The following is a 26,147-nucleotide window of genomic DNA, read 5'->3' as shown; positions in this document are numbered from 1 at the left end:
GCTGGGGTCTCGCTGGGCCGGCCCCGCACCCCTTCGGGTGCGGTTCCGCACCGCGTAGAACGTACGTGACCTGCTGACGATTCCCGCACCGGCACCGGGGTCCCGTCCGCCCCGGTACGACAATCCGGCGACGGCTGTGGACAACGGCCGCACCCGCCCCGCGGGACCTGGCAGCATGGCGGGGTGACAGCAGCAACGCACTCCTCCCTCTTCCCTCAGGTCCCCGCGTCCGCCGACGCGGTGCTCGACGGGCTCGACCCCGAGCAGCGCGAGGTCGCGACCGCCCTGCACGGCCCGGTGTGCGTGCTGGCCGGCGCCGGCACGGGCAAGACGCGTGCGATCACCCACCGCATCGCCTACGGGGTGCGCGCGGGCATACTCCCGCCCGCCAGCGTGCTCGCCGTCACCTTCACCGCCCGCGCCGCGGGCGAGATGCGCGGGCGGCTGCGCCAGCTCGGCGCCGGCGGCGTCCAGGCGCGCACCTTCCACTCCGCCGCGCTGCGACAGCTCCAGTATTTTTGGCCGAAAGCAATCGGTGGCGAGCTACCTCGACTGCTGGAGCGCAAGATCCAGCTCGTCGCGGAGGCCGCCGCCCGCTGTCGAATCCGGCTCGACCGCAATGAGCTCCGCGATGTGACCAGCGAGATCGAGTGGGCCAAGGTCACCCAGACCGTCCCGGCCGACTATGCGGCTGCCGCCGCCAAGGCGCTGCGTGACATCCCCCGCGACCCATCGGAAATCAGCCAGATCTACGGGCTGTACGAGCAGCTCAAGCGCGATCGCGCGGTGATTGACTTCGAGGACGTGCTGCTCCTGACGGTCGGCATCCTCCAGGACCGCCACGACATCGCCGACCAGATCCGCCGGCAGTACCAGCACTTCGTCGTCGACGAGTACCAGGACGTCAGCCCCCTCCAGCAGCGCCTGCTGGACCTGTGGCTGGGCGACCGGGAGAGCCTGTGCGTCGTCGGCGACGCGAGCCAGACGATCTACTCCTTCACCGGAGCCACCCCCGACCACCTGCTGAACTTCCGCACCCGCCACCCCTCGGCGACGGTCGTCAAGCTGGTCCGGGACTACCGCTCCACCCCCCAGGTCGTCCACCTGGCCAACGGCCTGCTGAGCCAGGCCCGCGGCAGGGCCGCCGAGCACCGCCTGGAGCTGATCTCCCAGCGCGACCCCGGCCCCGAGCCCGGCTACACCGAGTACGCCGACGAGCCCGCCGAAGCGGAGGGCACCGCCCACCGCATCCGCGATCTGATCGCCGCCGGCGTCCCCGCCGGCGAGATCGCGGTCCTCTACCGGATCAACGCCCAGTCGGAGGTCTACGAGCAGGCCCTCGCCGACGCCGGCGTGCCCTACCAGCTCCGCGGCGCCGAGCGCTTCTTCGAGCGCCAGGAGGTCCGGGAGGCCGGCGTCGCCCTGCGCGGCGCCGCCCGCGCCGGCGGCAACGACCCCCTGCTGGACGACGCCGAGGACCTGCCGTCGCAGGTGCGCGCGGTGCTCTCCACCAAGGGGTGGACCGTGGAGCCCCCCGCGGGCTCGGGAGCCGTCCGCGACCGCTGGGAGTCGCTGGCCGCCCTGGTGCGCCTCGCCGAGGACTTCGCCCGGGCCAAGTCGGACGCGACCCTCGCCGACCTCGTCGCCGAGCTGGACGAGCGCGCCGCCGCCCAGCACGCCCCCACGGTCCAGGGCGTCACCCTGGCCTCGCTGCACGCGGCCAAGGGCCTGGAGTGGGACGCGGTCTTCCTCGTCGGGCTCACCGAAGGCATGATGCCGATCACCCACGCCAAGACCGACGAGCAGGTCGAGGAGGAGCGCCGACTGCTCTACGTCGGCGTCACCCGCGCCCGGCTCCACCTCTCGCTGTCCTGGGCGCTGTCCCGGGCCCCGGGCGGCCGGGCCTCCCGCCGCCCCACCCGCTTCCTGAACGGGCTGCGGCCCGGCTCGGCCGCCCCGGGCTCCCGGGGAGCCGGCGGCGCGGGCGGCGTCGAACGTGGCAGCCGCCGCAAGCGCCGCGGCCCCGTGCTGTGCCGGGTCTGCGGCAAGACGCTCACGGACGCCGGCGAGATGAAGCTGATGCGCTGCGAGGACTGCCCCTCCGACATGGACGAGGGGCTGTACGAGCGGCTGCGTGAGTGGCGCTCCGACCAGGCGAAGCAGCTCGGCCAGCCCGCCTACTGCGTCTTCACCGACAAGACGCTGATGGCGATCGCCGAGGCCGTCCCCGAGGACGAGAGCGAGCTGTCCATGATCGCCGGAGTCGGCGCCCGCAAACTGGACCGGTTCGGAGCCGACGTCCTCACCATCTGCGCAGGCCAGGACGTGGAGATCGAGTCCGAGGAACCCTGAGAAAAACTCGTCGGAAAAATAGTTTGCGCATGCCCCGACCGTCCCCATAGGTTCTTAACCACGAGAACAGGCGCTTCTCTGAAGCCCTGTGCTCGTGATGTACTTATCCGAATACGCGTGACCGGCCCCGGCCGGTCCCCGAGACGCCGAGAGGAGGCGAGTCCAGTGATCAGCAACAACACCAGCTTCATCAACTTCCAGTCCGTGGCCGATCGCTCGGCCGTCGTCTCCGCCTGCTCGCTCGGCTTCTCCGCGTCGTTGCTCGCCGCCAATGGCAGCGGCATCGACAAGGGCACCGGTATGCCCGGTGGCCTGGTCGGCGCTCCCGCCACCTCCGTGGCCGGACTCCCCGTCCTGCGCCTGGAGCGCGCCGAACGACCGACGAAGGCACTGGAAGCAGGACTGGCACAGGCCCAGGTCTATGCCTTTGCGGCAGCCAGTGCCGTCACCACCCCGAAGCAGACGCAGCACCACACCAAGTGGGCCTTCCGTGGGCTCGAACCCTGGAGCGATCCAGCCTGACGAGATCAGGCCGGCGCCTTCAGGGCCGCGGAATCCCACTCGGGATCCGCGGCCCTTCTGCTTTCCCGGACCGGGAAGGCAGCCCCAGGGGCCTCGGGACAGCAACACCCGGTACCAGCCCCCCGGATCCGTCGGGGGACCACCAACCGGCCACCAGCCGGACCGACAAGACGAGGAAAGACACAACCGTGCAACTCGAAGCGCACGCCCCGTCCGTACCGCCTGCCCAGACGCTCTCCCCGCCCGCCCACACGGAGGACCCCGCTTTGACCGCGCCGACCGCGCCCACCGCCCTGACCGCACTCGACGACGCCATCGAGAACCTCGATGTCCCCGTCCCGTGCCGCTCCTACGACCCGGAGGTCTTCTTCGCCGAGTCGCCGGCCGACGTCGAGTACGCCAAGTCCCTCTGCCGCACCTGCCCGCTGATGGAGGCGTGCCTCGCCGGCGCCAAGGACCGGCGCGAGCCCTGGGGCGTCTGGGGCGGAGAGCTCTTCGTCCAGGGAGTCGTCGTCGCCCGCAAGCGGCCCCGTGGTCGTCCGCGCAAGAACCCGGTCTCGGCATGAAAGCCAACGGAACCATCGACCGCCCCTACGCGCACGACCCCCTTCAGAAGCAGGACCCCATGGCCCCTTCCACGAACGAGCCCTCGGGCTCCGCGACTCCAGCAGTGACCATCACCGGTGCGACCGCCTCGCGCCAGAACAGGACCCGCGCCATGCAACTCATCCCAGAAGCCCTCGCGCGTGCGCATATGCACGAGCGCCTACGTGAAGCCGAGACGGAACGTCGAGCGGTGCACCTGATCGCCGCCCGACGCATGCAGCGTCGCGCCGAGCGCGTCTCGATGCGTGCCCGTCGCGCGCTCGCCATGGCCGTCATGAACTGACGCACCGTGCGCTGACGCCGACACTCACCCCGCGGGGGCCGGTCCTAACGGATCGGCCCCCGCGGTGCGTTGTCCCCGCCCCGCTCCTCGGTGGGGTTATCGTCACGAGGTGGAACAGCAGCAGAACCCCCTCCCGGACGGGAAGGGCGCCACCGTCGTGTGCGCCCGGTGCGGCAAGAAGGGCAAGGGAGCCCAGCCCACCTGGACCTGTTCGGTGGAGAACCGCACCCGCCGCTACTTCTGCGACGACTGCGCCCGTGCCAACATCAGGGCGATCGAGGGCCGGCTCGACTCCACCTGGTGGTGAGGCACCCCGGCCCCTCCTCCTACGGTGCCGCCGCTGCCTTGACGACCTCCTCGCCGTCAGCTTCTTCCTTGCCCGCCTCGACATCGCCCTCGACGCCCTCGGCGTCGGCGATCTCTTCGAGGTCATCGGCGATGTCGTGTTCGTCGTACTCGGGGAGGAAGCCGGGGAGCCACCCCTCCAGCTCGTCCCGCAGCCGCACGGTCGCGTTCAGCTGACACAGCACGCCTATCGTGCTGAGCGTCACCCGGTGTATCAGCAGATACGACGGCGGGAGGTTCAACTGCTTGCCGAGCTGGTGCGCGGGGGAGCGGATGTCGGCGATCCGGGCCGCCTGCGTACGCATCCAGCTCCGGGTGAAGGTGAACTCGTCCACCTCGGCGGGCTCGATGATCGGCAGCAGATACTCCAGCACCGCATCCGGGTCGAGGTCGATCTCCTCCTTGACGAAGCCCTCCTCGCAGAGCATCGCGTACACCGCCTCGGCTTCGCCCTCCAACGTCATCCGCAGGCAGTCGCCGATCGTCGACGGCAGACCACCGGGCAGCCGGTCGACCGTCCCGAAGTCCAGCACCCCCAGCCGCCAGCTCCCGCCGTCGGCGTCGGGCAGCAGCCGGAAGTTCCCCGGGTGGGGGTCCGCGTGCAGCAGGCCCGTGCGCGCGGGACCCGAGAACAGGAACCGGGCGAGCAGCTGACCCGCGCGGTCCCGCTGCTCCTGCGATCCTCCGGAGATCACCTCGGCGAGCGGTATCCCCTCGATCCACTCCGTCACCAGCACCTGGTCCGACTGGTGCACCACGTCCGGCACCAGCACGTCCGGATCGTCGGCGAACTCCGCCGCGTGCTCCCGCTGGGCCTGGGCCTCCAGGCCGTAGTCCAGCTCCTCCGAGATCCGGTCGCGCAACTCCGAGATCAGCGGCTTGATGTCCATCCCCGGAATCAGCGGCCCCAGCAGCCGGGCGAACCGGCTCAGCTGTGTGAGGTCCGAGAGCAGTGCGTCCCCCGCCCCCGGATACTGCACCTTCACGGCGACCTCGCGGCCGTCGTGCCACACCGCACGGTGCACCTGGCCGATGGAGGCGGCTGCCGACGGCTTGTCCTCGAACTCCTCGAAGAGCTCCCGCCACTCCTCGCCCAGCCGCTCAGCCAACACCGCGTGGACCGTGCGCGTCGGCATCGGGGGAGCGGCGTCCTGCAACTTGGTGAGCGCGGCGCGATAGGGGCCGGCGATGTCCTCGGGGAGGGCGGACTCGAAGACGGACAGGGCCTGCCCGAACTTCATCGCCCCGCCCTTGAGCTCGCCGAGCACCTTGAACAACTGCTCGGCCGTGCGCTGTTGCAGCTCCCGGGTGACGATCTCCGCGGATCTGCCACCGATCCGCTTGCCCAGCCCCCAGGTGGCGCGGCCGGCGAACCCCAATGGCAGGGCGGCCAACTTGGCGGTCCGGGTGACCGCCTTCCGGGGAAGATCAGACATACGCCCCTCCAAATCCCAGACAAGCTGTGCCGCGTGAGCCCAACGGCGTGGCGCCGAAGCGGTTACCCGGCCATTGTCTCGTGTGCCGGCCCGAAGCCGGAGGCGTCCCGCCCCTCACTTTTCCCTGAGGCTTCACACACGCAGTCGACGTGCGGCACGAACTGCTGCGAACGCCAGCCGAGCCGGGGCAGGGAGGTCTCCCACCGCGCGCCCTTGCTCAGCGGCGACCCGCCGTCGAGGAAGGACAGCGCATGGGCCACCGCCAGCCCCGCCACCACCGCTGACAGCGCGAGGTCGCAGGCGGGCACCGGGGTCCGCCGCCCGCCCGAGCGCCACTGCGCCAACAGCCGCGGCCACCCCGGATCGCTCTCGACCCGCTCCAGCTCCAAGCAGCCGGCGCAGGGAGTTTCCCCGGGCACCACCAGCGGGCCCACCGCCCCTGTGGCCTCGATCACCCCCGCGTACAAATGCGGGACGCCGGTGGAGACCCAGCCCGCGGAGGTCGCCGGATCCGGGGCGTACGCCGCCAGGCCGTCACGGGGGCACACCAGGACCAGATCCAGCGCCGGCTCACCGCCGGCGACGGCGCCGGTACCGCCGCGGGCCGTCGAACGCGGCGGGCGCAGCGGTGCCGAACGCCGCACCAGACCTCGGGCCGCCGCATCGCGCCGCTGGCCGACCGCCCCTTCCGGCAGTCCGCCGGGCGCCACGTCCCACGGCGCGGCGCTGCCGCCGTCCACCACCTCGACGTGGCCCACACCGGCACCGGAGAGCAGCGCCGCCGCCGTCGCGCCGACCCGACCCGCACCCCTGACCTGGATGCGCATCGCCCTGCGGGCCGCCAACCGACGCATCCCGCCGCCCGGCTCGGGGTGCACCAGCGACAGCGAGGCGGCGTCCGCCCGCAGCCGATCGACGGCGCACGGCCGCCGAGCGAGCGCCTTGACCCCGGGGCCGCCGGACGCCGTGTCGTCCAGCAGGCCCGCCTCCGTCAGCCGTTCGACCAGGGCATCGACCCGGTCTTCGGGCAGGCCCATCGCCCGCGCCTCCTCGCGCAGCAGCGGCATGCCGCGAGTCCCGTCCAGCAGTTGGAGGAAGGAGCCGGTGACCGTGTCGACCGGGCCGAGGGACACCGCGTGCGCCGGTGCCACGCCGAACTGGACGGTCTGCCGCTCCCGCCAGGCCCGTCGCAAGGCCGGCTTCACCATCGGGTGCATCTCCACGATCCCAACCCCCGTCACTGTGAAACGTCCCTACGGAATGCGCCCCGTCGAGCGCTTGTGACGACAGAATGCCCAGTTGTGCGACGGTGGGAGGAAAGTTATCCACAGGGGTGCGCATTAGTCGTTCAAATGCTGCCGCCAAGGAGTGGTTCAGCGGAGAACCGTTGCGGAGGCGGTGATTCCCGGGGCTTCAGCGGGTACGGTCGTGGGGTGTCCGTCGATCCTTCCCCGCGCGTCGCTGGGGAGACCCCGCAGCGCGGTGTAGAAGGCCCGCAGGACGGCGCAACGGGTCCGATCGACTCGGCGGGGCAGCCCCAGGTGACCGGCGCCCCGGCCCCGATCCGTCCGCCCGGTCGATCCAACCTGCCCGACCCGCCTGAACCACCCGATCCATCCGACCTGCCCGTTCCCGCGGATCGGCCGGAGCGGACCGCGCCGCCGACCGGGACGCCGCGAGCGGCCAGGGGGTCGAGCACCAGCGCCGTCGAGGTCCGCAGGAGCCCCCGCCGCCGGCGGACCGTCTCCGCCTACCGCGAGGGCGACCGCACCATCGTCCTGATCCCCGCCCGCATGTCGGAGGCGGAGGAGCGCCGCTGGGTCGGCGTGATGCTGGACAAGCTCGCCGCCCAGGAGAGCAAGCGGACCCTCGGCGACGGCGAGCTCGCCGCCCGGGCCCGGCGACTGTCCGCCCAGTACTTCGACGGGCGCGCCCGCCCCGCGTCCGTGCGGTGGGTGACCAACCAGAACACCCGCTGGGGCTCCTGCACCCCGGCCGAGGGCAGCATCCGCCTCTCCCACCGCCTCCAGGGCATGCCCGAGTACGTCGTTGACTACGTCCTCGTCCACGAGCTGGCCCACCTCCTGGTCCCCGGCCACGGCCCCCGCTTCTGGCAGCTGTTGGAGGCGTATCCCCGCACCGAGCGGGCCAGGGGCTATCTGGAAGGCGTCGTCGCCGCCGAGCGGCTGCCTCACCGCCCCGGCGCCGACCAGGAGTGAGGGGACGGCGACCGACCGTCGATCTTCACGTATCGAATTCGTCCCGGCACGCCACAGCCCCTTGGCCGAATCGACGACCAAGCCGTTAGCCTGGCGCGACGCAATGTTCTTATCGGGATGGGGGACGGTCGTTACGCATGGCCAGGGAATTCCAACGGGGCCACAAGGCCAAGATCAGTGATCTGACTTCGGGTACGGATCTGTACGTGGGCGTGCAGATCGCCGCGCCCGGCCTCACCTTCGACATCAGCTGCTTCGGACTCGACGCCGCCGAACGGCTCTCGGACGACCGGTACTTCATCTTCTTCAACCAGCCGAAGTCACCGGAGGAGTCCCTTCAGCTGCTGGGCGCACAATCCGGCGACACCGAGTCGTTCCGGGTGACGCTCGACCGCATCCCGGCGAACATCACCAAGCTCTCCTTCACCGCCACCATCGACGGCGCGGGGCAGATGTCCCAGGTCGGCCCGGGGTACATCCGCATCGTGGCGGGGGGCGAGGAAGTCGCCCGCTACCCGTTCAACGGCTCGGAGTTCACCACCGAGCGCGCCGTGATGCTCGGCGACTTCTACCTGAAGGACGTGTGGCGGTTCGCCGCCGTCGGGCAGGGCTTCGACGGCGGTCTGGAAGCGCTCCTGAAGAACTTCGGCGGCGAGGTCGCCGAGGAGCAGGCCGCGGCGCCCGCGCCCCAGGCAGCGCCGCCGGCCTTCGGCGCCCCCGCCGCCGCTCCGACGGCACCTCAGCCACCGCAGCCGGCCCCCACCTTCGGCTCCCCGACCGTGCCCCCCGCGCCTCCCGCGCCGGTGCCCGCTCCCGTGGCCGCCCCGATGCCGCAGGGCGTCGTGCCGCCGGCTCCGCCCGCGCCGCCGGCGCCGTACGGACAGCCACCGCAGCCCGTGCAACCGCAGTTCGGCCAGGTGCCGGGCCACGTTCCGGGTCAGGCCCCCGGCCAAGTCCCGGGACAGATGCCGGGCATGGCCCCGCCGCCGGGTGCCCCCGCCTCCGCGCCCTTCGTCCAGCAGGCGCCCTTCGCGTACGGCCAGACCGGCGTGCAGGGCGGCGCCCCCCAGCCGGGCGGCGTCCCCCAGGGGATGCCGGCCGCCGGCCCCGGGCTGAACGCCGCGCTCCAGGCGTACCGGGAGACCCCCACCGGCCAGCGCTGGACCCCGCAGAACCCGTATCTGATACGGGCCGACGTCTCCATGGGCGGCACCGGGGTCCTCGCCCGCTCCGGCAGCATGGTGATGTACCAGGGCAAGGTCGACTTCAGTCACAAGAGCGGCGGGTTCGCCAGCCGGATCGTGGGCAACGCGACCGGGCAAGAGATGCAGCTGATGCGCTGCACGGGCCGCGGCCAGGTCTTCCTCGCCGAGAACAACGCCAATCTGCACCCCATCGAGCTCCAGGGCGACGCGATCTGCGTCTCGGCGGAGAACGTCCTCGCCTTCGACGAGTCCCTCCAGTACGAGGTGCGCAGGATCGAGGGCCACGGCATCCCCGGCGGCGTCCTGTTCACGCTGCAGTTCCAGGGGACCGGGACCGTCGTCGTCAAGACGCACGGCACCCCCGTCGTCCTCCCCGTCACCCCGACCACCTTCGCCGACGCCAACGCCATCGTGGCCTGGTCGGCGGCGTCCCAGGTGATCCTCGCCAGCCAGGTGCGGCTGCGCCGCAACTCGTACCCGGGGCACAGCGGGGAGACGGTCAACCTCCAGTTCCGGGGTGCGCCCGGCAACTTCATCGTCGTCCAGCCCTACGAGGTCTGAGGGAGCCCGAAGACATGAACCAGCAACTCGCGGGCTTCGCCCCGACCCCCGTCGCGGCCCGGATGGAGAACCACGGCCGCACCATGCTCAAGGTCGCCATGGCCACCGGCCAGGACCTGTTCGCCCGCACCGGCTCGATGGTCGCCTACGAGGGCTTCGTCCAGTACGAGGCCAACCCGCCGGCCGCCCGGCAGGCCGTGGCGCAGTGGGCCACCGGCGAGGGCGCGCCCATCATGCGCTGTCACGGCGACGGCATGCTCTACCTCGCCGACTACGGCGCCGACGTCGTCGTCATCTATCTGAACAACGACTCGCTCTCGGTCAACGGCAGCAACGTGCTCGCCTTCGACGCCCACCTCCAGTGGAGCGTGGAGAAGGTCAAGGGCATGGCCAAGCTCGCCGGCACCGGTCTGTGGAACGTGGAGATCGCGGGCACCGGCTGGGTGGCGCTGACCTCGCGCGGCACCCCGATCGTCGTGGACTGCGGCCGGGGACAGGACGAGACCTTCGTCGACCCGGACGCACTCGTGGCCTGGTCGCCGAACCTGAAGGTGAAGGCCAAGCGCAGCCTCAAGGCGAGCGCGCTCATCGGGCGCGGCACCGGCGAGGCGTACCAGATGGCCTTCTCCGGGGAGGGCATCGTCGTCGTCCAGCCGAGCGAGGACAACACCGACCGGTTGCGGATCCGGGGCTGAGGGGGAGCGAAGAACAGCCATGCAGAGCCCACTTTTCACCTACGGCGAGCAGCAGACCCAAGAGCGCTTCGCCATTCAGAGCCCGCAGTTGTTGCGGGTCGCCCTCAACGGCAGCGACGACGTCCTGGCCCGCAAGGGCGCCATGGTCGCCTACCAGGGGATGGTCGACTTCGACGGCGAGTACCAGTCGTCGAGCCAGCGGCGTTCGCGCGCCCGGACCGGCGAAGGACTGGACCTGATGCGCTGCTCCGGCCAGGGCACGGTCTTCCTGGCCAACCTCGCGCAGCACATCCACCTCGTGGACGTCGACCGCGAGGGCATGACGGTCGACAGCTCCTACGTGCTCGCGCTGGACTCGCAGCTGAACACCGAAGTGCTGGCCGTCGACAGCGAGTACGGCATCTCGGGGTCCGGGAAGTACCAGCTCAACATCACCGGTCAGGGCAAGGTCGCGCTGATGACCTCGGGCCAGCCGCTGATGCTGACCGTCACGCCGGAGTCGTACGTCAACGTGGACTCGGACGCCATCGTGGCCTGGTCGACCGGGCTGCGGGTGCAGATGCAGGCGCCCACCACCTCCACGAGCGTCCGCACCCGGCGCGGCAGCACCGGTGAGGGCTGGGAGCTGAGCTTCCTCGGCCACGGATTCGTCCTGGTGCAGCCGAGCGAGGTCATGCCGCCGCAGAACGCGTCCATCGGCAGCGGACTGCGCGGCCAGTTCGGCGCGGACGGCCAGAACCGGAACAACTCCTGGAACTGAGCCGACTGAACCGGACCTGAACCAACCAATGTGTAAGGGGCGCCCTCCAATGGAGGGCGCCCCTTACACATACGGATTGCGCATGCGGAACGTTACGTCAGCGCCGTCGCTCCAGCGCCGCTCGGGTCCGCTCGACCAGCCGCACGACGGAGCCGTCCGCGACGTCCGGCACCTCGTCGTACCCGAACCAGCGCAGGTCCAAGGACTCGTCGCTGATCGCGGCGAGGGCGCCGGCCGGGGCGAGCGCCGCGTACTGCACGTCCAGGTGCCAGTGGCACGGGGCCGGGATCGCATGCCGGTCCAGGCTGATCGGGGTGGCGGCGTCGGAGCCCACGCCCAGCAGCGTCAGCCCCTCGATGCCCGACTCCTCCGTGGCCTCCCGCAGCGCCGCGGCAGCCAGCGTCGAGTCTTCGGGCTCGCAGTGGCCACCCATCTGGAGCCACATGCCGAGCTTCTTGTGGAGCGTCAGCAGCACCCGCTCGCGCGCCAGGTCCACGACCAGGGCACTGGCCGTGACATGACCGGCCCCGCACGCCTTCCACATGCCGTCCGGGTGGGCCGTCAGGTGGTCCAGATACTGCTGGCGCAGCGCCGCCTGGGCCGTGTCCCCCTCGCCCTCGCCCTCGTAACCCTTCAGTACGAGGACGGCGTCATCGTGCAGGCTCATCGATCGGAGCCGCCCTGACCGGCCGGACCGTCCTGGCCGCCCTCGTCGTCCTTCTTCTCCTCGGCCTTGTCCTCGGCGCTGTCCTCGGCCTTGCCCTTGGAGTCCTGGGCGCCCTGGGCGCCGGTGCCACCGGACGCCGCCTCGCCGAGCATCTTGTCCAGCTCGGAGAAGTCCAACTGCTCGCGGTGGACGAAACCGTCCGGATCGTCCAGGTCCGAGGCCGTCGGCAGCATGTCCGGGTGCTCCCACAGGGCGTCACGGCCGTCCACACCGCGGGCGTCCGTGAGCGAGGCCCACAGCCGGGAGGCGTCCCGCAGCCGCCGCGGACGCAGCTGGAGGCCGATCAGCGTGGCGAACGTCTGCTCGGCGGGCCCACCGGACGCACGCCGGCGCCGCAGCGTCTCCCGCAGCGCCCCCGCGGACGTCAGCCGGCTCGCAGCGGCCTCGTGCACCACTGCGTCCACCCAGCCCTCCACGAGGGCCAGGGCCGTCTCCAGACGGGCCAGGGCGGCCTTCTGCTGCGGGGTGTCCTCCGGTTGGAACATGCCCTGCTGGAGCGCTTCCTGGAGCTGCTCCGGATTCGCCGGGTCGAACTGCCCGACGACGTCCTCCAGCTTGCTGGTGTCGACCTTGATGCCGCGGGCGTACCCCTCGACGGCACCGAAGAGGTGCGAGCGCAGCCACGGGACGTGGGCGAAGAGGCGCTGGTGGGCCGCCTCCCGCAGGGCGAGGTACAGGCGCACCTCCTCCTTGGGGACGCCGAGGTCCTTGCCCAGCGCCGCCACGTTCAGCGGGAGGAGCGCCGCCTTGCCCGCGGGGCCCAGCGGCAGCCCGATGTCCGTCGAGCCGACGACCTCACCGGCGAGCACGCCCATGGCCTGGCCGATCTGCTGGCCGAACATGGCGCCGCCCATGGAGCGCATCATGCCGATCAGCGGGCCCGCCATGGCCTGCATCTCCTCCGGGAGCACCCCGCCCATGGCGGTCCCCACGCGCTCCGCGACCGGGTCGACCAACTGCTTCCACGCCGGCAGCGTCGCCTCGACCCACTCGGCGCGGCTCCACGCCACGGCGGTGTTCGCACCGGAGGGCAGGGACGTCACGCCGTCCAGCCACAGATCGGCCAGGCGCAGGGCCTCCTCGACCGCCGTGCGGTCGGTGGCGCTCACGGACTCGTCCTTGACGCCGTCGGACGTGCCCTGGGAGACCGTCTGGCGGGCGATCTGCTTGGCCATGTCCCAATTCACCGGGCCGCCCTCATAGCTCAGCATCTGGCCGAGCTGCTGGAAGGCGGCGCCCAGGTCATTGGGGTTCAACGACCCGAACATGGCCGCGAACGGATTGTCCCCGCCGCCGGGCCCCGTGCCGAATCCGAAGGGATTCTGGGGCGAGGAACCGCCGGCGCCGCTGCCACCGGAAGCGGGATCCTTCTTCTTGCCCTCGTCGCCGGGCTCCGGCTCCTCCGGCGGAAGGCCGAATCCGAATGGGGTGTCACTCACGGGTTTCCTCGGCTCCTAGGGCCGCCGGCTCCGGGCCGACGGCGAAATGCCCTCCACAACACCACCCAGCGTAGACATCCCGGCCCGCATATGGGCTCGGTGCTCCGTCGGCTCGCGGCCTGCGGCAGGATGGACGCCACCTGGTCCGTACGCGTCATTCGAGTACGTACTAAAGACAACCGCTGGAGACGCCTGGTGAGTTCCCCAGATCCGCAGGTTCGCGGAGCGCGAAACCGCTCAACCCCGACCCCCGGCGACGGACCCGCGGGACGCGGACCCGTCGTCGCGGTCACCGGTGCCGCCACCGGCACCGGCGAACTGCTGACCCGGCGGCTCGTCGCGTCCGACGAGGTCAAGCGGGTGATCGCTGTCGACGAACGACTGGGCGACGTCCCCGAGGCGCAGTGGCACATCCTCGACGTTCGCGATCCGGCCATCGCCGAGAAGCTGCGCGGCGTCGACGTGGTCGTGCACCTCGCCCTCGACCTCGACCTGGAGACGGACGACGCCGCCCGGACCGCGTACAACGTACGCGGCACCCAGACCGTGCTGACGGCCGCTGCCGCCGCCGGGGTGCGCCGGGTCGTGCTGTGCACCTCCGCCATGGTGTACGGCGCGCTGCCGGACAACGACATCCCGCTCTCCGAGGACGCCGAGCTCCGGGCCACGGCCGAGGCCACCGCCCTCGGCGACCTGCTGGAGATCGAACGTCTGGGCCGCCGCGCGCCGCGCGCCCACCCCGGCCTCAACGTGACCGTGGTGCGCCCCACCGTCCTGGTCGGCGGCACGGACACCGCGCTCACCCGCTACTTCGAGTCGCCGCGCCTCCTGGTGGTCGCAGGATCCCGGCCCACCTGGCAGTTCTGCCACGTCGAGGACCTGGTCAGCGCGCTGGAGTACGCCGCCCTGGAGAAGGTGGAGGGCGAGTTGGCCGTCGGTTGCGACGGCTGGCTGGAGCAGGAGGAGGTCGAGGAGCTCAGCGGCATCCGGCGCATGGAGCTGCCGTCCGCAGTCGCCCTGGGCGCCGCCGCGCGACTGCACCGGATCGGCGTCACGCCCTCGCCGGCCGGGGACCTCGCGTACACCATGCACCCCTGGGTGGTCAGCGTCAGCCGGCTGCACGACGCGGGCTGGCGCCCGCAGTGGACCAACGAGGAGGTGCTGGCCGCCCTCCTGGAGGAGGTGGAGGGCCGGCACACGGTGGCGGGCCGACGGCTGGGCCGCAAGGACGCCGCCGCGGCGGGCGCCGCGGGGGCGACCGTCGCCCTCCTGGGCACCGCGGCCCTGGTGCGCCGCGCCCGCAAGGCGCGCCGGCGGCTGTGAACGAGGCGACGTGACTCGACTCGGCGCGGCGGCCCCGGAGGAAGCTCCCACCCCGCGCCCACCGGGTCCGTGGCGACGGCCGTTTCCCGTTGTCAGTGGCGTGCGGCACGATGAGACCATGACCAGCACCCACGATCACCCGGGGGAGCGGGCGGCCGGCGATCCCCTGCGCCTCCTCGCCGTCCGCGCCACGCCGCTCTCGGTGGACGAGGTCTTCCGCGCGGTCGGCGACGACGCGGCGGGCGGCACCGCCCTCTTCGTCGGCACCGTGCGCAACCACGACGGCGGAGCGGACGTCGCCGCCCTCGGGTACTCGGCGCACCCCAGCGCAGAGGAGGAGCTGCGCCGCGTCGCGGAGAAGGTCGCGGCGGACTTCCCCGTACGGGCCATGGCCGCGGTCCACCGGGTGGGCGAGCTGGCCGTGGGCGACCTGGCCGTGATCGTGGCGGTGTCGTGTCCGCACCGGGCGGAGGCGTTCGACGCCTGCCGCAGGCTGATCGACGACCTCAAGCGCGAGGTTCCCATCTGGAAGCACCAGACGTTCTCGGACGGCACCGAGGAGTGGGTGGGCGTCTGAGGGGCCCGTGCCGGCCCCGCGCCGGCCGTGAGTAGACCCGGCCGTGAGCAGACCCGGCGGAGAGCGGACCTCGGCGAGTAGCGGAACCGGCGAGGCGTACCGCGCGACACTCCGACGGCGCGGCGATCCCGCCGCGATGCGTCACCGCGCCGAAGCCCAACGGGGCCCCGTGCGGGCCGAGTCGGGTCACGTCCCGGCATCGGTCCGGCCCCGATCGGCCCAAGGCGCCCGATTTGCGTAACCAGGTCCCTGCGCCGAGCGTTGGAGCAGTGGATGATTAATCTGTTGATCACTCAGCCGGGCTCGGTCCGGTTGCGTTTCTTTTCTGGGGTAGGGAGGTCGCGATGGCAGCGCTCGCCTGGTTGCTGATTCCATTGTTCGCCGTCGTCGGAGCCGCGATATGGGGAGGCTGGGCCTCGCGCAGTCGAACGGCCGGGGACGTGGCGGAACTCGCCGGCTACGCGCGGTTCCGGGACGCCATGGAGAAGGCCGGCGCAGGCGCCGGCAGCGGCTCCGGCCAGTAGGTCGTACGCCGCGGGGGAGCGGGGGCCGGGAGGCCCTCCGCAGGGGCCGGCGGGGCGGATCACCACCCGGCCGGACCACCGCGGCACGCCCCGCTCCACCGCGGGCGCGCGCCGACCGATCCGATTTCGTCGACTTCCCCAGGGCCGCCCCCGGACGGACCGGCCCGGACGGTGCGCTGACGGCCTCGTCCCGTACTGTCGTTCCATGCCACGCCGCACTACGACGATGCTCACCGCCACGCTGATCTTCGTCGCGCTGCTGTTCGCGGGGATCCTCATCCCGGTGAAGTACTCGGAGATGTCTCCCGGGCCCACGGTGAACACCCTCGGCGACGCGGGCGGGGAACCGGTTCTGCGGATCACCGGGCGCAAGACGTACCCCGCCTCCGGCAACCTCAACATGACGACGGTCCGGGTCACCGGCGCCGACTACCGGATGAACCTCGTCGAGGCGCTGTACGGCTGGCTGGCCCACGACAACGTGGTCGTACCGCACGACACGCTCTACCCGGACGGCCAGACCGAGGAGCAGTCCACGCAGGAGAACGCCGAGGAGTTCAGCCAGTCCCAGGAGAGCGCGAAGGTCGCCGCCCTGAAGGAGCTGGACATCCCGGTGCAGTCCCGGGTCGTGGTGGCCACGGTGCTCAAGGACTCGCCGGCGCAGGACGCGCTGCATGCCGGCGACGTCATCAAGGCCGTCGACGGCACGGCCGTCAAGCAGCCCGGCGACGTCGCGAAGCTCGTCACCAAGCACAAGCCCGGTGAGGACGTCGTCTTCACCATCGTCCCGGCGAAGGAAGCGGCGGCGGCCGAGAAGGCCGGCCGGGAGCCGGACTCCACCGAGCAGGTCACCATCACCACCGCGAAGGCGGAGTCGGGGGACCGGGCCGTCGTCGGCATCCAGGCCGGGACGGACCACACCTTCCCCTTCACCATCGACATCAACCTCGCCGACGTGGGCGGCCCCAGCGCCGGCCTGATGTTCGCGCTGGGCATCGTCGACAAGCTCACCCCCGGCGACATGACGGGCGGCAAGTTCGTGGCCGGCACCGGCACGATCGACGACGAGGGCAAGGTCGGCCCCATCGGCGGCATCGCGATGAAGCTGGTCGGAGCGCGGAACGCGGGCGCCCAGTACTTCCTGACGCCCGCGGACAACTGCGCCACCGCGGCCTCCGACATCCCCAGTGGACTGAAGCTGGTGAAGGTCGACACGATCGCCGACGCCACCGACTCCCTGGCGAAGATCAAGGCGGGCGACACCGCGGACCTGCCCACCTGCGCCAAGGGCTGACCCCGGGCCCGCCGCCCGAGGTGCCTGAGCTGCCCGAGGCGCCCGGGGGACTGCGCTTCAGGGATGCGCTCTCACGCCTCGAAGGTCGCCGCCAGCGCTTCGGCGAGCCCCGGCACCAGGTCCGAACCGGTCAGGACGTCCGTCGCCGAGTCCTTCTCGCGCAGCCGCAGCGCGGACTCGCGCGCACCGTCGCGCAGCACCGCCACCGTCATCCGTACCTCCTGCCGGTCGGGGTGCTTGGCCACCCAGCGGGCCAGCGCCGCCTGATTGAGGTCCTGCGGCACGGACGCCTCCGCCGACGGCGGCAGCATCTGGCGCTCCACGGTGAGCGCGCACCCGGCCACCGCGTCCGGCCACGCGATCGTGGCGAGGAACTCGTCGAGCGGAGCGCCGGCCGGGATCTCGTCCTGCTCGATCGGCGTCAGCGGCGCCGCCTCCTCGTCGCCGTCCAGGCCCAGCTGCTGCGCGAGGGCGGGCTCCTGGGTGCGCAGCCGCGCGGTGTCGACGAGGGCGAAGAGCCGGGCGGGCTGGTCCCAGCCGAGCCTGGCCGCGTACTCGTCGATCTCCAGCACGGCCCTGGTCAGCGGAGAAGCGGCGATCGGGCCGCCCGCCCCCGGACCGGACGGGCCGGTGGGCCGGGAGGACGCGGCGGAGGCGGAGGGGGACGTGGGGGATTCGTTCGGCATGGCCTCATCCTGCCTCCTTTCCCCCCGGTGGCGAGAATCGGCCACGCTCGGGGCGAACTGGACCCCCGGTACGGGAACTAGGTAAAGCCTCAGTAAGTTGCAGTAATGGGCTCTACGATCGCGGGGCCCGCTTGACCCGTACCGTCCGGCAGCGCGCCGGGCGGTCATACGACCGCGAACTTCGAGGTGCGCACGTTGGCTTTCCAGATGCCGGACCGCGGCGGAGGCCCCCCGACCGGGCCACGGATCAGAGTGGGCCGGCCCTCCCGGCGCATCCGCACCCTGCTCATGACACTCGGCGTGCTGGCGGTGCTGGCCATGGCGTTCGTCATGTTCGCCGGGTTCTGGACGGACTGGTTGTGGTACCGCTCCGTCAATTACTCGTCGGTGTTCACCACCACCCTGTGGACCAAGATCGGCCTGTTCGCCGTCTTCGGCCTGCTGATGGCGATCGCGGTCGGCCTCAACATCTGGCTCGCGCACCGGCTGCGCCCGCCGCTGAGCGCGATGTCGCTGGAGCAGCAGAGCCTCGACCGGTACCGCATGGGCATCGCCCCGTACAAGAAGTGGGTGCTGCTCGCGATCACCGCCCTCGTCGGGCTGATCGCCGGCGCCTCCGCCACCGGCCAGTGGAAGACCTGGCTCCAGTGGGTCAACGGAGTGTCGTTCGGGCAGAAGGACCCGCAGTTCGACATGGACGTGTCGTTCTACGCGTTCGACCTGCCCTGGTACCGCTTCATGCTGGGCTTCGGCTTCGCGGCCGTCGTGCTCTCCCTGATCGCCGCCGCGCTGACGCACTACCTCTACGGCGGGCTGCGGATCACCAGCCCCGGCGCGCGCGCCACCGCCGCGGCCACCGGGCACCTGTCGGTGCTGCTCGGCCTCTTCGTCTCGCTGAAGGCCGTGGCGTACTGGCTCGACCGCTACGGCCTGGCCGTGAAGTCCAGTGACATCAAGTCCACGGACAACTGGACGGGCCTGCGCTACGTCGACGCCAACGCCTACCTCCCGGCGAAGACGATCCTCTTTTGCATCGCCGTCATCTGTGCCGTGCTCTTCTTCGCGACGCTGTGGCGGCGCACCTGGCAGCTGCCGGTCATCGGCTTCGGCCTGATGGTCCTCTCCGCGATCCTGATCGGTGGGCTGTACCCGGCCATCGTGCAGAAGTTCCAGGTCCAGCCGAACGAGCTGGCCAAGGAGAGCCCGTACATCCAGAAGAACATCGATGCCACGCGCGAGGCGTACGGGATCGACCAGGCGAAGCAACAGGACTACGACGGCAAGGTCGATCCGAACCGCAAGGCGCAGCAGCGGGCCGCGGCGAACTCCGCCGCCAGCTACCGCGTCGTGGACTCCAACGTGGTCTCGCCCGCCTTCCAGCAGCTCCAGCAGCAGCGCGAGTACTACCAGTTCCCGACGACGCTGGACGTCGACCGCTACCCGGGCCCGGACGGCAAGCCGCAGGACACCGTCATCGGTCTGCGCGAGCTCGACCTCAACGCCATTCCGAAGGAAAAGCGGAACTGGATCAACGACCACTTCAACTACACCCACGGCTACGGTGCGATCGCGGCCAAGGGCACCAGCGTGGTCACCGATCCCAACAAGGGCACGGTGGGGTCGCCGGACTTCACCGAGGCCGGGCTGCCGACCACCGGCCAGCTGCCCAAGCACGAGCAGCGGATCTACTACGGCGAGAAGACCGCGCAGTACTCGATCGTCGGCGGCCCCCAGCGGGAGCTGGACTACGAGCCGACCGGCGGTGACACGCAGTACACCAGCTACAAGGGCAAGAGCGGCGTGAGCCTCTCCAACACCCTGAACCGCGCGGCGTACGCGGTGTCCTTCAGCGAGCCCCGGATCCTCTACTCGGGCGCCATCGGCGAGGGCTCGAAGATCCTCTACAACCGCACGCCCAAGGAGCGGGTGGAGGCGGTCGCCCCCTGGCTGACGATCGACGGAGACGCCTATCCGGCGGTCGTCGACGGTCGGATCCAGTGGATCGTCGACGCGTACACCACGACGAACGGCTACCCCTACGCCTCCCGGACGACCCTCGGCGACACCACCGCCGACTCGCTGACCACCAGCCAACGCGCGGTCGTGGCCCAGCAGAACCAGGTCAACTACATCCGGAACTCCGTCAAGGCCACCGTTGACGCCTACGACGGCTCGGTGAAGCTGTACCAGTGGGACACCAAGGATCCGGTGCTCAAGACCTGGATGAAGGCGTTCCCCGGCACGGTGAAGCCCAAGGGCGACATCAGCCCGGAGCTGAAGTCCCACCTGCGCTACCCGCAGGACATGTTCAAGGTGCAGCGCGAGCTGCTGACCCGGTACCACGTCACCGAGCCCGACCAGTTCTACAGCGGCTCGGACGCCTGGCAGGTGCCGGACGACCCGACGAACAAGAAGGACACCAGCGCGGTCCCGCCGTACTACCTCAGCCTGAAGATGCCGGGCGACAAGGAACAGAAGTTCTCGCTGACGACGACGTTCACGCCGTCCGGCCGCCCGAACCTCAGCGCGTACATGGCGGTGGACGCGGACGCCAACAGTCCCGACTACGGCTCCATCAGACTCCTGAGAGTCACCGGGACGGTCCAGGGTCCCTCGCAGGTGCAGAGCGAGTTGAACGGCGTGCCCGAAGTCGCCACCTTCGTCCGTGACCTCAGAGGCACCGACTCGGACATCGAGTACGGAAACCTGCTGACGATCCCGTTGGACGGCGGATTCCTGTACGTCGAGCCGGTGTACGCACGCGGTGGCAGCGCCAACTATCCGCTGTTGAAGAAGGTGGCCGTCGCCTACGGCGGTGGCAAACCGGTCTTCAAGGACAGCCTGACCGAGTCGCTGGACGCGGCCTTCGGACAGCAGACGGCCGAGGAGCCACCACCGGGCGAGGACACGACCAAGCCGCCGACCACGCCGCCGACGACGCCGCCCGGGGCGAGCGACCCGGCGACGAAGAAGGCGATCGAGGAAGTGCTGAAGGCGTACGACGAGGTGAACTCCGTCCTGAAGAAGGACCCGACGGACCGTGAGGCCGTCGGTCGGGCGGAGGACCAACTCGACGCGGCGCTGGAGCGGCTGGCCGCGGCCCAACGGGGCGCGGCGGCACCGCCGGCCTCGACGCCGTCGGACGGCAAGTCTCCGGACGGGAAGTCGCCACCGCCGACCAAGGCGTCATAGCGACGCCGATGCCGTGAGCAGGCGCCACCCCGCGTCGTGATAGTGTCAGAACACAACGACGCGGGGTGGAGCAGCTCGGTAGCTCGCTGGGCTCATAACCCAGAGGTCGCAGGTTCAAATCCTGTCCCCGCTACTGAATCGAAGAGGGCCCGGATCCTTTGAGGATCCGGGCCCTCTTCGTGCGTATGTGCACTCGAACGGGAGGGTGCGGGGGTCGGAAGCGGAGAACTCGACACCGAGAACTGCGCGCGCCGACGGGCAAGTTGGGCCCGAGAGTGTTTGACTTATCTCTCTGTGGGCATGTCGACAAAACGCTGAAGTGACCTCACTGGCTGCGATATACCAGATGTACGCGGGTTGCGGGTGGTGCGACGATGGAATTTATGGGGGACAGGGCAACTCTGTTGGAGACAGGGCGGTTTGTGCAGCGTCATGCTGGAACCGCAGCAGATGCACCGCATGTGACGACGAACACTGGTGCTCCTGATGCTGGCGGTGCCAGTGTTGACGCTGTGGAGACCGCCGGTACGGAAGCGCGGCACCGCCGTGCGGCAGACGGCGGCGACACCGCTTCCATGAGCGTGCTCGGTGCGCTGCTGCTGCGCCGCGGCGACCTCGACGACGCCGAGCCGTATCTGCGGTCCGCGACGGCCGCGGGCGATCGGGCCGCCGCGAACAACCTCGGTGTCCTGCTGCACCAGCGGGGCTATCCGGAGGAGGCGGCCGGCTGGTGGCGGGTCGCCGCCGTCGCCGGGTCCGCCGCCGCGGCGCACGCACTCGGGCGGCACTTCCGCGAGCGCGGCGACGAGCCCGCCGCCGAGTACTGGCTGCGCCAGTCCGCCGAGCAGGGGCACGCCCTGGGCGCGTACGCCCTCGCCGACCTCCTGGAGCACCGCGGTGACGTGGGGACCGAGCGCTGGCTGCGCGCCGCCGCCGAGCGGGGGCACCGGGAGGCTTCGTACCGTCTCGCCCGGATCCTGGAGCAGCGGGCGGCCGAGGAAGTCCGGCCCGGCGCTCTCGGCCGCACCGAGCCCGCGTCCCGCGCCGCGCTCGGTGTTCGCACCGAGTCGGGGATACGCACCGAGTTCGGCTTCCGTGCCGAGACCGGCTTCCGCGGCGAGCCCGGATCCCGTACCGACATCCCGGTCCACGCGCCCGCTCCCGTGGCGGTCGAGGGCGACAAGGACCGTACGGACGCGAACACGGACACGTCCACCCGGAACCGGCCCAAGGGACCGCTCTCCCCGCTCGACGAGGCCGCGCAGTGGTACCGGCAGGCCGCGGCGCGCGGCCACCGGCGCGCCGCGCTGCACCTCGGCGCCATCCTGGAGAAGCGCGGGGAGTTGAAGGAGGCCGGTCGCTGGTACCTCACCTCCGCCAAGGACGGCGAGGCCCGGGCCGCCTGCGCCCTCGGCTTCCTGCTGCGCGACGCGGGCGACGAGGAGAGCGCCGCGATCTGGTGGCTGCGCGCCGCGCAGGAAGGCGACGGGAACGCCGCCAATGCGCTCGGCGCGCTGCACGCCGCCCGCGGCGAGCCCCAGACCGCCGAGCGCTGGTACCGCGCCGCCATGACCGCGGGCGACGTCAACGGCGCGTACAACCTCGGTCTGCTCTGCGCGGCCCAGGGCCGCATAGCGCAGGCCGAGCAGTGGTACCGCCAGGCCGCCTACGCCGGCCACCGCGAGGCGGCGAACGCGATCGCCGTGCTGCTGCTGCAGGCGGGCGACGCGCTCGGCGCCGAGCCCTGGTTCTCCAAGGCGGCGGAGGCCGGCAGCGTGGACGCGGCGTTCAACCTCGGCATCCTCTACGTCGGCCGGGACGACGACCGCACCGCGCTGGTCTGGTACGAGCGCGCCGCGGCGGCCGGGCACACCGAGGCCGCGCTCCAGGTCGGCATAGCGCGGCTGCGCGACGGCGACGAGCGGACCGCCGAGCGCCATCTGCGGTGCGCCGCCGGCGGCGGGAGCGCGGAGGCGGCGTTCCGCCTCGCCACGCTCCTGGACGCGCGCCAGCCGCCGCAGAGCCGGCCCGTGCTGGGCGAGGCGGCGGTGGGCGAGAAGACCGAGTGCGAGGAGTGGTACGAGCGCGCCGCCGAGCAGGGGCACCGCCGGGCGCAGGTGCGGGTCGGCATGCTCGCCGCCGGGCGGGGCGATCTGACCGAGGCCGCGCGGTGGTACCGCGAGGCCGCCGAGGCGGGCAGCCGCAACGGCGCGTTCAACCTCGGGCTGTTGCTCGCCCGCGAGGGGAACGAGCGGGAGGCCGCCCTGTGGTGGACCCGGGCCGCCCGCGCGGGCCACGGCCGTGCCGCGCTGCGCCTGGCGCTGCTGGCCGCCCGCCGCGGCGAGCTGGCCGAGGGCAAGCGCTGGTGCGCCCGGGCGGTGGAGCTGGGCCCTGCGGAGGTCGCGGAGCGGGCGGCCCGCCTCCGGGAGGCGCTGCACCAGGAGCTCACCGCGTAGCTCCGCCGTGAGCGGGGCGTGCCGTGTCCGGCCGGTCGGGCCGATCGAAGCGATTTGCACTGGCCGGTCGGATCCACGTAGTGTGGTGTTCACCGACGCGGGGTGGAGCAGCTCGGTAGCTCGCTGGGCTCATAACCCAGAGGTCGCAGGTTCAAATCCTGTCCCCGCTACTGAAGACTCAGGCCCGGTACTCCAACGAGTACCGGGCCTGAGTCATGTGTGCGTGCGGGCACACGTCAGCGCCGCGCCGCGGGTGCGGCGCGGAGGGTGTTTCCGTCGGGGGCGCTACGCGCAGTTCGGACAGACGCCGCGGTACGTGACCTCGACGTCCGAGACCGTGAAGCCGAAGCGCTCCGACTCGGGCAGGTCCGCCAGCGGATTGCCGGCCGGGCGCACGTCGCGGATCGCGCCGCAGCGGGCGCAGACCAGGTGGTGGTGCGGGCGGTGGGCGTTCGGGTCGTACCGCTTGGCGCGGCGGTCCGTGGCCACTTCCAGGACTTCGCCCAGCGAGACCAGCTCACCGAGAGTGTTGTAGACCGTCGCGCGGGAGATCTCCGGCAGCTTCTCCGTCGCCCGTGCGTGCACCTCGTCGGCCGTCAGGTGGACGTGGTCGCCGTCGAGGACCTCCGCGACGACGCGCCGCTGCGCGGTCATGCGCCAGCCGCGTCCGCGGAGTCGTTCCAACAGGTCACTCATAAGGACCAGCCTAACAGTGGTGGGAACAAGTCCCGAACGGGTGTGACTTTGGAAGCTCACTTGACTTAGACAAAGTCCATCGTAGGATCGAGACCGGCGAACGCCAAGGGACAGGTACACACGCGGATGACGCAGGAGGCGCACGTGACGACGCAGGGACCGCTTACCACGGAGGCCGGGGCGCCGGTCGCCGACAATCAGAACAGCGAGACCGCGGGCGTCGGCGGGCCTGTTCTCGTCCAGGACCAGCTGCTGCTGGAGAAGCTGGCGCACTTCAACCGCGAGCGCATCCCGGAGCGCGTCGTCCACGCGCGCGGCGCGGGGGCCTACGGCACCTTCACGCTCACGAGGGACGTCTCGCAGTGGACGCGCGCCAAGTTCCTCTCCGAGGTCGGCAAGGAGACGGAGACGTTCCTCCGCTTCTCGACGGTCGCGGGCAACCTCGGTGCGGCGGACGCGGTGCGCGACCCGCGCGGCTTCGCGCTGAAGTTCTACACCGAAGAGGGCAACTACGACCTCGTCGGGAACAACACCCCGATCTTCTTCATCAAGGACGCCATCAAGTTCCCGGACTTCATCCACACCCAGAAGCGGGACCCGTACACCGGCTCGCAGGAGGCGGACAACGTCTGGGACTTCTGGGGCCTGTCGCCCGAGTCGACGCACCAGGTGACCTGGCTGCACGGCGACCGCGGCATCCCCGCCTCGTACCGCCACATGAACGGCTACGGCTCGCACACCTACCAGTGGACGAACGAGGCCGGCGAGGTCTTCTGGGTCAAGTACCACTTCAAGACCGACCAGGGCATCAAGACGCTCACCGCGGCCGAGGCCAACAAGCTCGCCGGTGAGGACCCGGACAGCCACCAGCGCGACCTGCGCGAGGCGATCGAGCGCGGCGAGTTCCCGTCGTGGACCGTGCAGGTGCAGGTCATGCCCGCGGACGAGGCGGCGAACTACCGCTTCAACCCGTTCGACCTGACCAAGGTCTGGCCGCACGAGGACTACCCGCCGATCGAGATCGGCAAGCTGGAGCTCAACCGGAACCCGGAGAACATCTTCGCCGAGGTCGAGCAGTCCATCTTCAGCCCCGCGCACTTCGTGCCGGGCATCGGCCCGTCCCCGGACAAGATGCTCCAGGGTCGCCTCTTCGCGTACGGCGACGCCCACCGCTACCGCGTCGGCATCAACGCCGACCACCTGCCGGTGAACCGTCCGCACGCCACCGAGGCGCGCACCAACAGCCGGGACGGCTTCCTCTACGACGGCCGGCACAAGGGAGCGAAGAACTACGAGCCGAACAGCTTCGGCGGCCCGTTCCAGACCGACCGTCCGCTGTGGGCGGCCACCCAGGTCGCCGGCGCGACGGGGACCCACGAGGCGCCGAGCCACGCCGAGGACAACGACTTCGTCCAGGCGGGCAACCTCTACCGGCTGATGTCGGAGGACGAGAAGGCCCGGCTGATCGAGAACCTGGCCGGCGGGATCGCCGGGGTGTCGCGCGACGACATCGCCGAGCGCGCGATCAACAACTTCCGCCAGGCGGACGGTGACTTCGGCAAGCGGCTGGAGGCCGCGGTCCAGGCCCTGCGCGGCTGACGGGCGCTTGTCGTAGGAGGGGAGGGCCGGGGCCCGTCGGATCGCGACGGGGCCCGGCCCTCCCGCATGCGCCGCTACTTCGAAGGCACTCCCTACGGCCGGGCTCAGCCCACCAGGGTGGTGTGGTGGCGACGGGTCGGGGCCCAGCAGCGGACGATGTCGCGCACGGAGACGACGCCGACGGGCCCTTCGTCGTCCAGCACGATCAGGTGTCGGAAGCCGCCGTGGGACATGGCCTCCGCGGCTTCCTCCAGGGTCCAGGAGGGCGCCGCGAAGACGACGTCGGTGGTGGTGTGGGCGCCCGCGGTCTCCAGGTCCGGGTTCTCCCCGGTGCCGACCGAGGTGAGGATGTCGCGCTCGGTGATGATGCCCATGCCCTCGGCGTCGGTGTCGAGGACGACGGCCGCGCCGACCCGGCGCGCGGCCATCAGGCGGGCGGCCTGACGGAGGGTGTGAGCTGGCCCGATGGTGAGGACCACCGTGCTCATGGCGTCACGGACGAGCATGGATGGAGCCACCTCCTAGGGGGATCGGTCCCCTAGAGAACCGATTCACAAGTTCACAAGTGGGGTGACTTTCAGAGTCGCAGGTCAGGAAGGCGGCAGCAAGGGGGTGGGCCCGGCCTTTCCGACCGGGCCCACGACACGTCC

At 71.2% G+C, this 26,147-nt stretch carries 23 protein-coding genes and 2 tRNA genes; 18 read left to right on the top strand and 7 right to left on the bottom strand.

Annotated elements, in window-relative coordinates:
- The first annotated feature begins 183 nt into the window (after window positions 1-183).
- The 5 genes from ABZ842_RS01125 to ABZ842_RS01105 all read left to right on the top strand — a co-directional run bounded on the left by ABZ842_RS01125 (window position 184) and on the right by ABZ842_RS01105 (window position 4,070).
- Window positions 184-2,352 (top strand): ATP-dependent DNA helicase UvrD2, encoded by a 2,169-nt coding sequence (locus ABZ842_RS01125; RefSeq protein ID WP_361529508.1) that lies wholly within the window; start codon window positions 184-186, stop codon window positions 2,350-2,352.
- A 165-nt stretch (window positions 2,353-2,517) separates the two neighbouring features.
- Window positions 2,518-2,874 (top strand): hypothetical protein, encoded by a 357-nt coding sequence (locus ABZ842_RS01120; protein WP_361529505.1) that lies wholly within the window; start codon window positions 2,518-2,520, stop codon window positions 2,872-2,874.
- Between the two features lie 188 nt (window positions 2,875-3,062).
- Entirely contained in the window at window positions 3,063-3,440 is a 378-nt protein-coding gene (locus tag ABZ842_RS01115) for a WhiB family transcriptional regulator (RefSeq protein ID WP_361529502.1), read from the top strand.
- Window positions 3,437-3,763: a hypothetical protein gene (locus tag ABZ842_RS01110; protein ID WP_361529499.1), complete on the top strand. Its 327-nt coding sequence runs from the start codon at window positions 3,437-3,439 to the stop codon at window positions 3,761-3,763. Before ABZ842_RS01115 ends, ABZ842_RS01110 begins: the two co-directional genes overlap by 4 nt.
- Before the next feature lie 109 nt (window positions 3,764-3,872).
- On the top strand, window positions 3,873-4,070 hold the full coding sequence (locus ABZ842_RS01105; protein WP_361529496.1) for a hypothetical protein: 198 nt from the start codon (window positions 3,873-3,875) through the stop codon (window positions 4,068-4,070).
- Window positions 4,071-4,089: 19 nt separating this feature from the next.
- On the opposite strand, the gene ABZ842_RS01100 is transcribed toward ABZ842_RS01105, so the two are convergent.
- Both ABZ842_RS01100 and ABZ842_RS01095 read right to left on the bottom strand, forming a co-directional pair.
- Complete coding sequence (locus ABZ842_RS01100) at window positions 4,090-5,544, bottom strand: AarF/ABC1/UbiB kinase family protein (protein ID WP_361529493.1); 1,455 nt, start codon at window positions 5,542-5,544, stop codon at window positions 4,090-4,092.
- A gap of 62 nt (window positions 5,545-5,606) precedes the next feature.
- Window positions 5,607-6,761, bottom strand: coding sequence for a ThiF family adenylyltransferase (locus ABZ842_RS01095; protein WP_361529981.1), 1,155 nt, complete (start codon window positions 6,759-6,761; stop codon window positions 5,607-5,609).
- Between the two features lie 405 nt (window positions 6,762-7,166).
- Between ABZ842_RS01095 and ABZ842_RS01090 the strand changes: the two genes are divergently transcribed.
- The 4 genes from ABZ842_RS01090 (at window position 7,167) to ABZ842_RS01075 (ending at window position 10,984) form a co-directional block, all read left to right on the top strand.
- Entirely contained in the window at window positions 7,167-7,763 is a 597-nt protein-coding gene (locus ABZ842_RS01090) for a M48 family metallopeptidase (RefSeq protein ID WP_361529978.1), read from the top strand.
- A 137-nt stretch (window positions 7,764-7,900) separates the two neighbouring features.
- Window positions 7,901-9,529: a TerD family protein gene (locus ABZ842_RS01085; RefSeq protein ID WP_361529490.1), complete on the top strand. Its 1,629-nt coding sequence runs from the start codon at window positions 7,901-7,903 to the stop codon at window positions 9,527-9,529.
- A gap of 14 nt (window positions 9,530-9,543) precedes the next feature.
- Window positions 9,544-10,224 carry an AIM24 family protein gene (locus tag ABZ842_RS01080; protein ID WP_361529487.1) on the top strand — a complete coding sequence of 227 codons (681 nt, stop codon included), beginning with the start codon at window positions 9,544-9,546 and terminating at the stop codon, window positions 10,222-10,224.
- Window positions 10,225-10,243: 19 nt separating this feature from the next.
- Complete coding sequence (locus tag ABZ842_RS01075; protein WP_361529484.1) at window positions 10,244-10,984, top strand: AIM24 family protein; 741 nt, start codon at window positions 10,244-10,246, stop codon at window positions 10,982-10,984.
- Window positions 10,985-11,081: 97 nt separating this feature from the next.
- Here the strand turns inward: ABZ842_RS01075 and ABZ842_RS01070 are convergent, their stop codons facing one another.
- Both ABZ842_RS01070 and ABZ842_RS01065 read right to left on the bottom strand, forming a co-directional pair.
- Complete coding sequence (locus ABZ842_RS01070; protein WP_361529481.1) at window positions 11,082-11,651, bottom strand: NUDIX hydrolase; 570 nt, start codon at window positions 11,649-11,651, stop codon at window positions 11,082-11,084.
- The gene (locus ABZ842_RS01065; protein ID WP_361529478.1) at window positions 11,648-13,150 is read right to left on the bottom strand and encodes a zinc-dependent metalloprotease; all 1,503 of its coding nucleotides are present in this window, start codon (window positions 13,148-13,150) and stop codon (window positions 11,648-11,650) included. Before ABZ842_RS01065 ends, ABZ842_RS01070 begins: the two co-directional genes overlap by 4 nt.
- Window positions 13,151-13,345: 195 nt before the next feature.
- Here ABZ842_RS01065 and ABZ842_RS01060 point away from each other — a divergent pair, with 195 nt between their 5' ends.
- The 4 genes from ABZ842_RS01060 to ABZ842_RS01045 all read left to right on the top strand — a co-directional run bounded on the left by ABZ842_RS01060 (window position 13,346) and on the right by ABZ842_RS01045 (window position 16,868).
- Complete coding sequence (locus ABZ842_RS01060; protein WP_361529475.1) at window positions 13,346-14,473, top strand: SDR family oxidoreductase; 1,128 nt, start codon at window positions 13,346-13,348, stop codon at window positions 14,471-14,473.
- A gap of 118 nt (window positions 14,474-14,591) precedes the next feature.
- Window positions 14,592-15,050, top strand: a complete 459-nt coding sequence (locus ABZ842_RS01055; RefSeq protein WP_361529472.1) for a molybdenum cofactor biosynthesis protein MoaE — start codon at window positions 14,592-14,594, stop codon at window positions 15,048-15,050.
- Window positions 15,051-15,394: 344 nt separating this feature from the next.
- The gene (locus ABZ842_RS01050; protein ID WP_361529469.1) at window positions 15,395-15,574 is read left to right on the top strand and encodes a hypothetical protein; all 180 of its coding nucleotides are present in this window, start codon (window positions 15,395-15,397) and stop codon (window positions 15,572-15,574) included.
- A 205-nt stretch (window positions 15,575-15,779) separates the two neighbouring features.
- Window positions 15,780-16,868 (top strand): PDZ domain-containing protein, encoded by a 1,089-nt coding sequence (locus tag ABZ842_RS01045; RefSeq protein WP_361529466.1) that lies wholly within the window; start codon window positions 15,780-15,782, stop codon window positions 16,866-16,868.
- A 71-nt stretch (window positions 16,869-16,939) separates the two neighbouring features.
- Here the strand turns inward: ABZ842_RS01045 and ABZ842_RS01040 are convergent, their stop codons facing one another.
- Window positions 16,940-17,554 carry a PPA1309 family protein gene (locus ABZ842_RS01040; RefSeq protein WP_361529463.1) on the bottom strand — a complete coding sequence of 205 codons (615 nt, stop codon included), beginning with the start codon at window positions 17,552-17,554 and terminating at the stop codon, window positions 16,940-16,942.
- A gap of 207 nt (window positions 17,555-17,761) precedes the next feature.
- Here ABZ842_RS01040 and ABZ842_RS01035 point away from each other — a divergent pair, with 207 nt between their 5' ends.
- The 4 genes from ABZ842_RS01035 to ABZ842_RS01020 all read left to right on the top strand — a co-directional run bounded on the left by ABZ842_RS01035 (window position 17,762) and on the right by ABZ842_RS01020 (window position 23,372).
- Complete coding sequence (locus ABZ842_RS01035; RefSeq protein ID WP_361529975.1) at window positions 17,762-20,746, top strand: UPF0182 family protein; 2,985 nt, start codon at window positions 17,762-17,764, stop codon at window positions 20,744-20,746.
- A 59-nt stretch (window positions 20,747-20,805) separates the two neighbouring features.
- Window positions 20,806-20,879, top strand: a tRNA-Met gene (locus ABZ842_RS01030).
- Window positions 20,880-21,120: 241 nt separating this feature from the next.
- Entirely contained in the window at window positions 21,121-23,202 is a 2,082-nt protein-coding gene (locus tag ABZ842_RS01025; RefSeq protein WP_361529460.1) for a tetratricopeptide repeat protein, read from the top strand.
- Between the two features lie 96 nt (window positions 23,203-23,298).
- Window positions 23,299-23,372: transfer RNA gene (locus ABZ842_RS01020), tRNA-Met, on the top strand.
- 115 nt (window positions 23,373-23,487) lie between these two features.
- Here ABZ842_RS01020 and ABZ842_RS01015 read toward each other — a convergent pair.
- Window positions 23,488-23,898 carry a Fur family transcriptional regulator gene (locus ABZ842_RS01015; RefSeq protein ID WP_361529457.1) on the bottom strand — a complete coding sequence of 137 codons (411 nt, stop codon included), beginning with the start codon at window positions 23,896-23,898 and terminating at the stop codon, window positions 23,488-23,490.
- A 126-nt stretch (window positions 23,899-24,024) separates the two neighbouring features.
- On the opposite strand from ABZ842_RS01015, the gene ABZ842_RS01010 reads away from it, so the two are divergent.
- The gene (locus ABZ842_RS01010) at window positions 24,025-25,497 is read left to right on the top strand and encodes a catalase (RefSeq protein WP_361529454.1); all 1,473 of its coding nucleotides are present in this window, start codon (window positions 24,025-24,027) and stop codon (window positions 25,495-25,497) included.
- A gap of 104 nt (window positions 25,498-25,601) precedes the next feature.
- On the opposite strand, the gene ABZ842_RS01005 is transcribed toward ABZ842_RS01010, so the two are convergent.
- Window positions 25,602-26,003 (bottom strand): CBS domain-containing protein, encoded by a 402-nt coding sequence (locus tag ABZ842_RS01005; protein ID WP_361529451.1) that lies wholly within the window; start codon window positions 26,001-26,003, stop codon window positions 25,602-25,604.
- Window positions 26,004-26,147 lie beyond the last annotated feature (144 nt).

The organism is Streptomyces sp. NPDC047315 (genome assembly GCF_040643215.1).
Lineage (GTDB): Bacteria > Actinomycetota > Actinomycetes > Streptomycetales > Streptomycetaceae > Streptomyces.
This window is presented reverse-complemented; position numbering and strand designations above follow the sequence as displayed.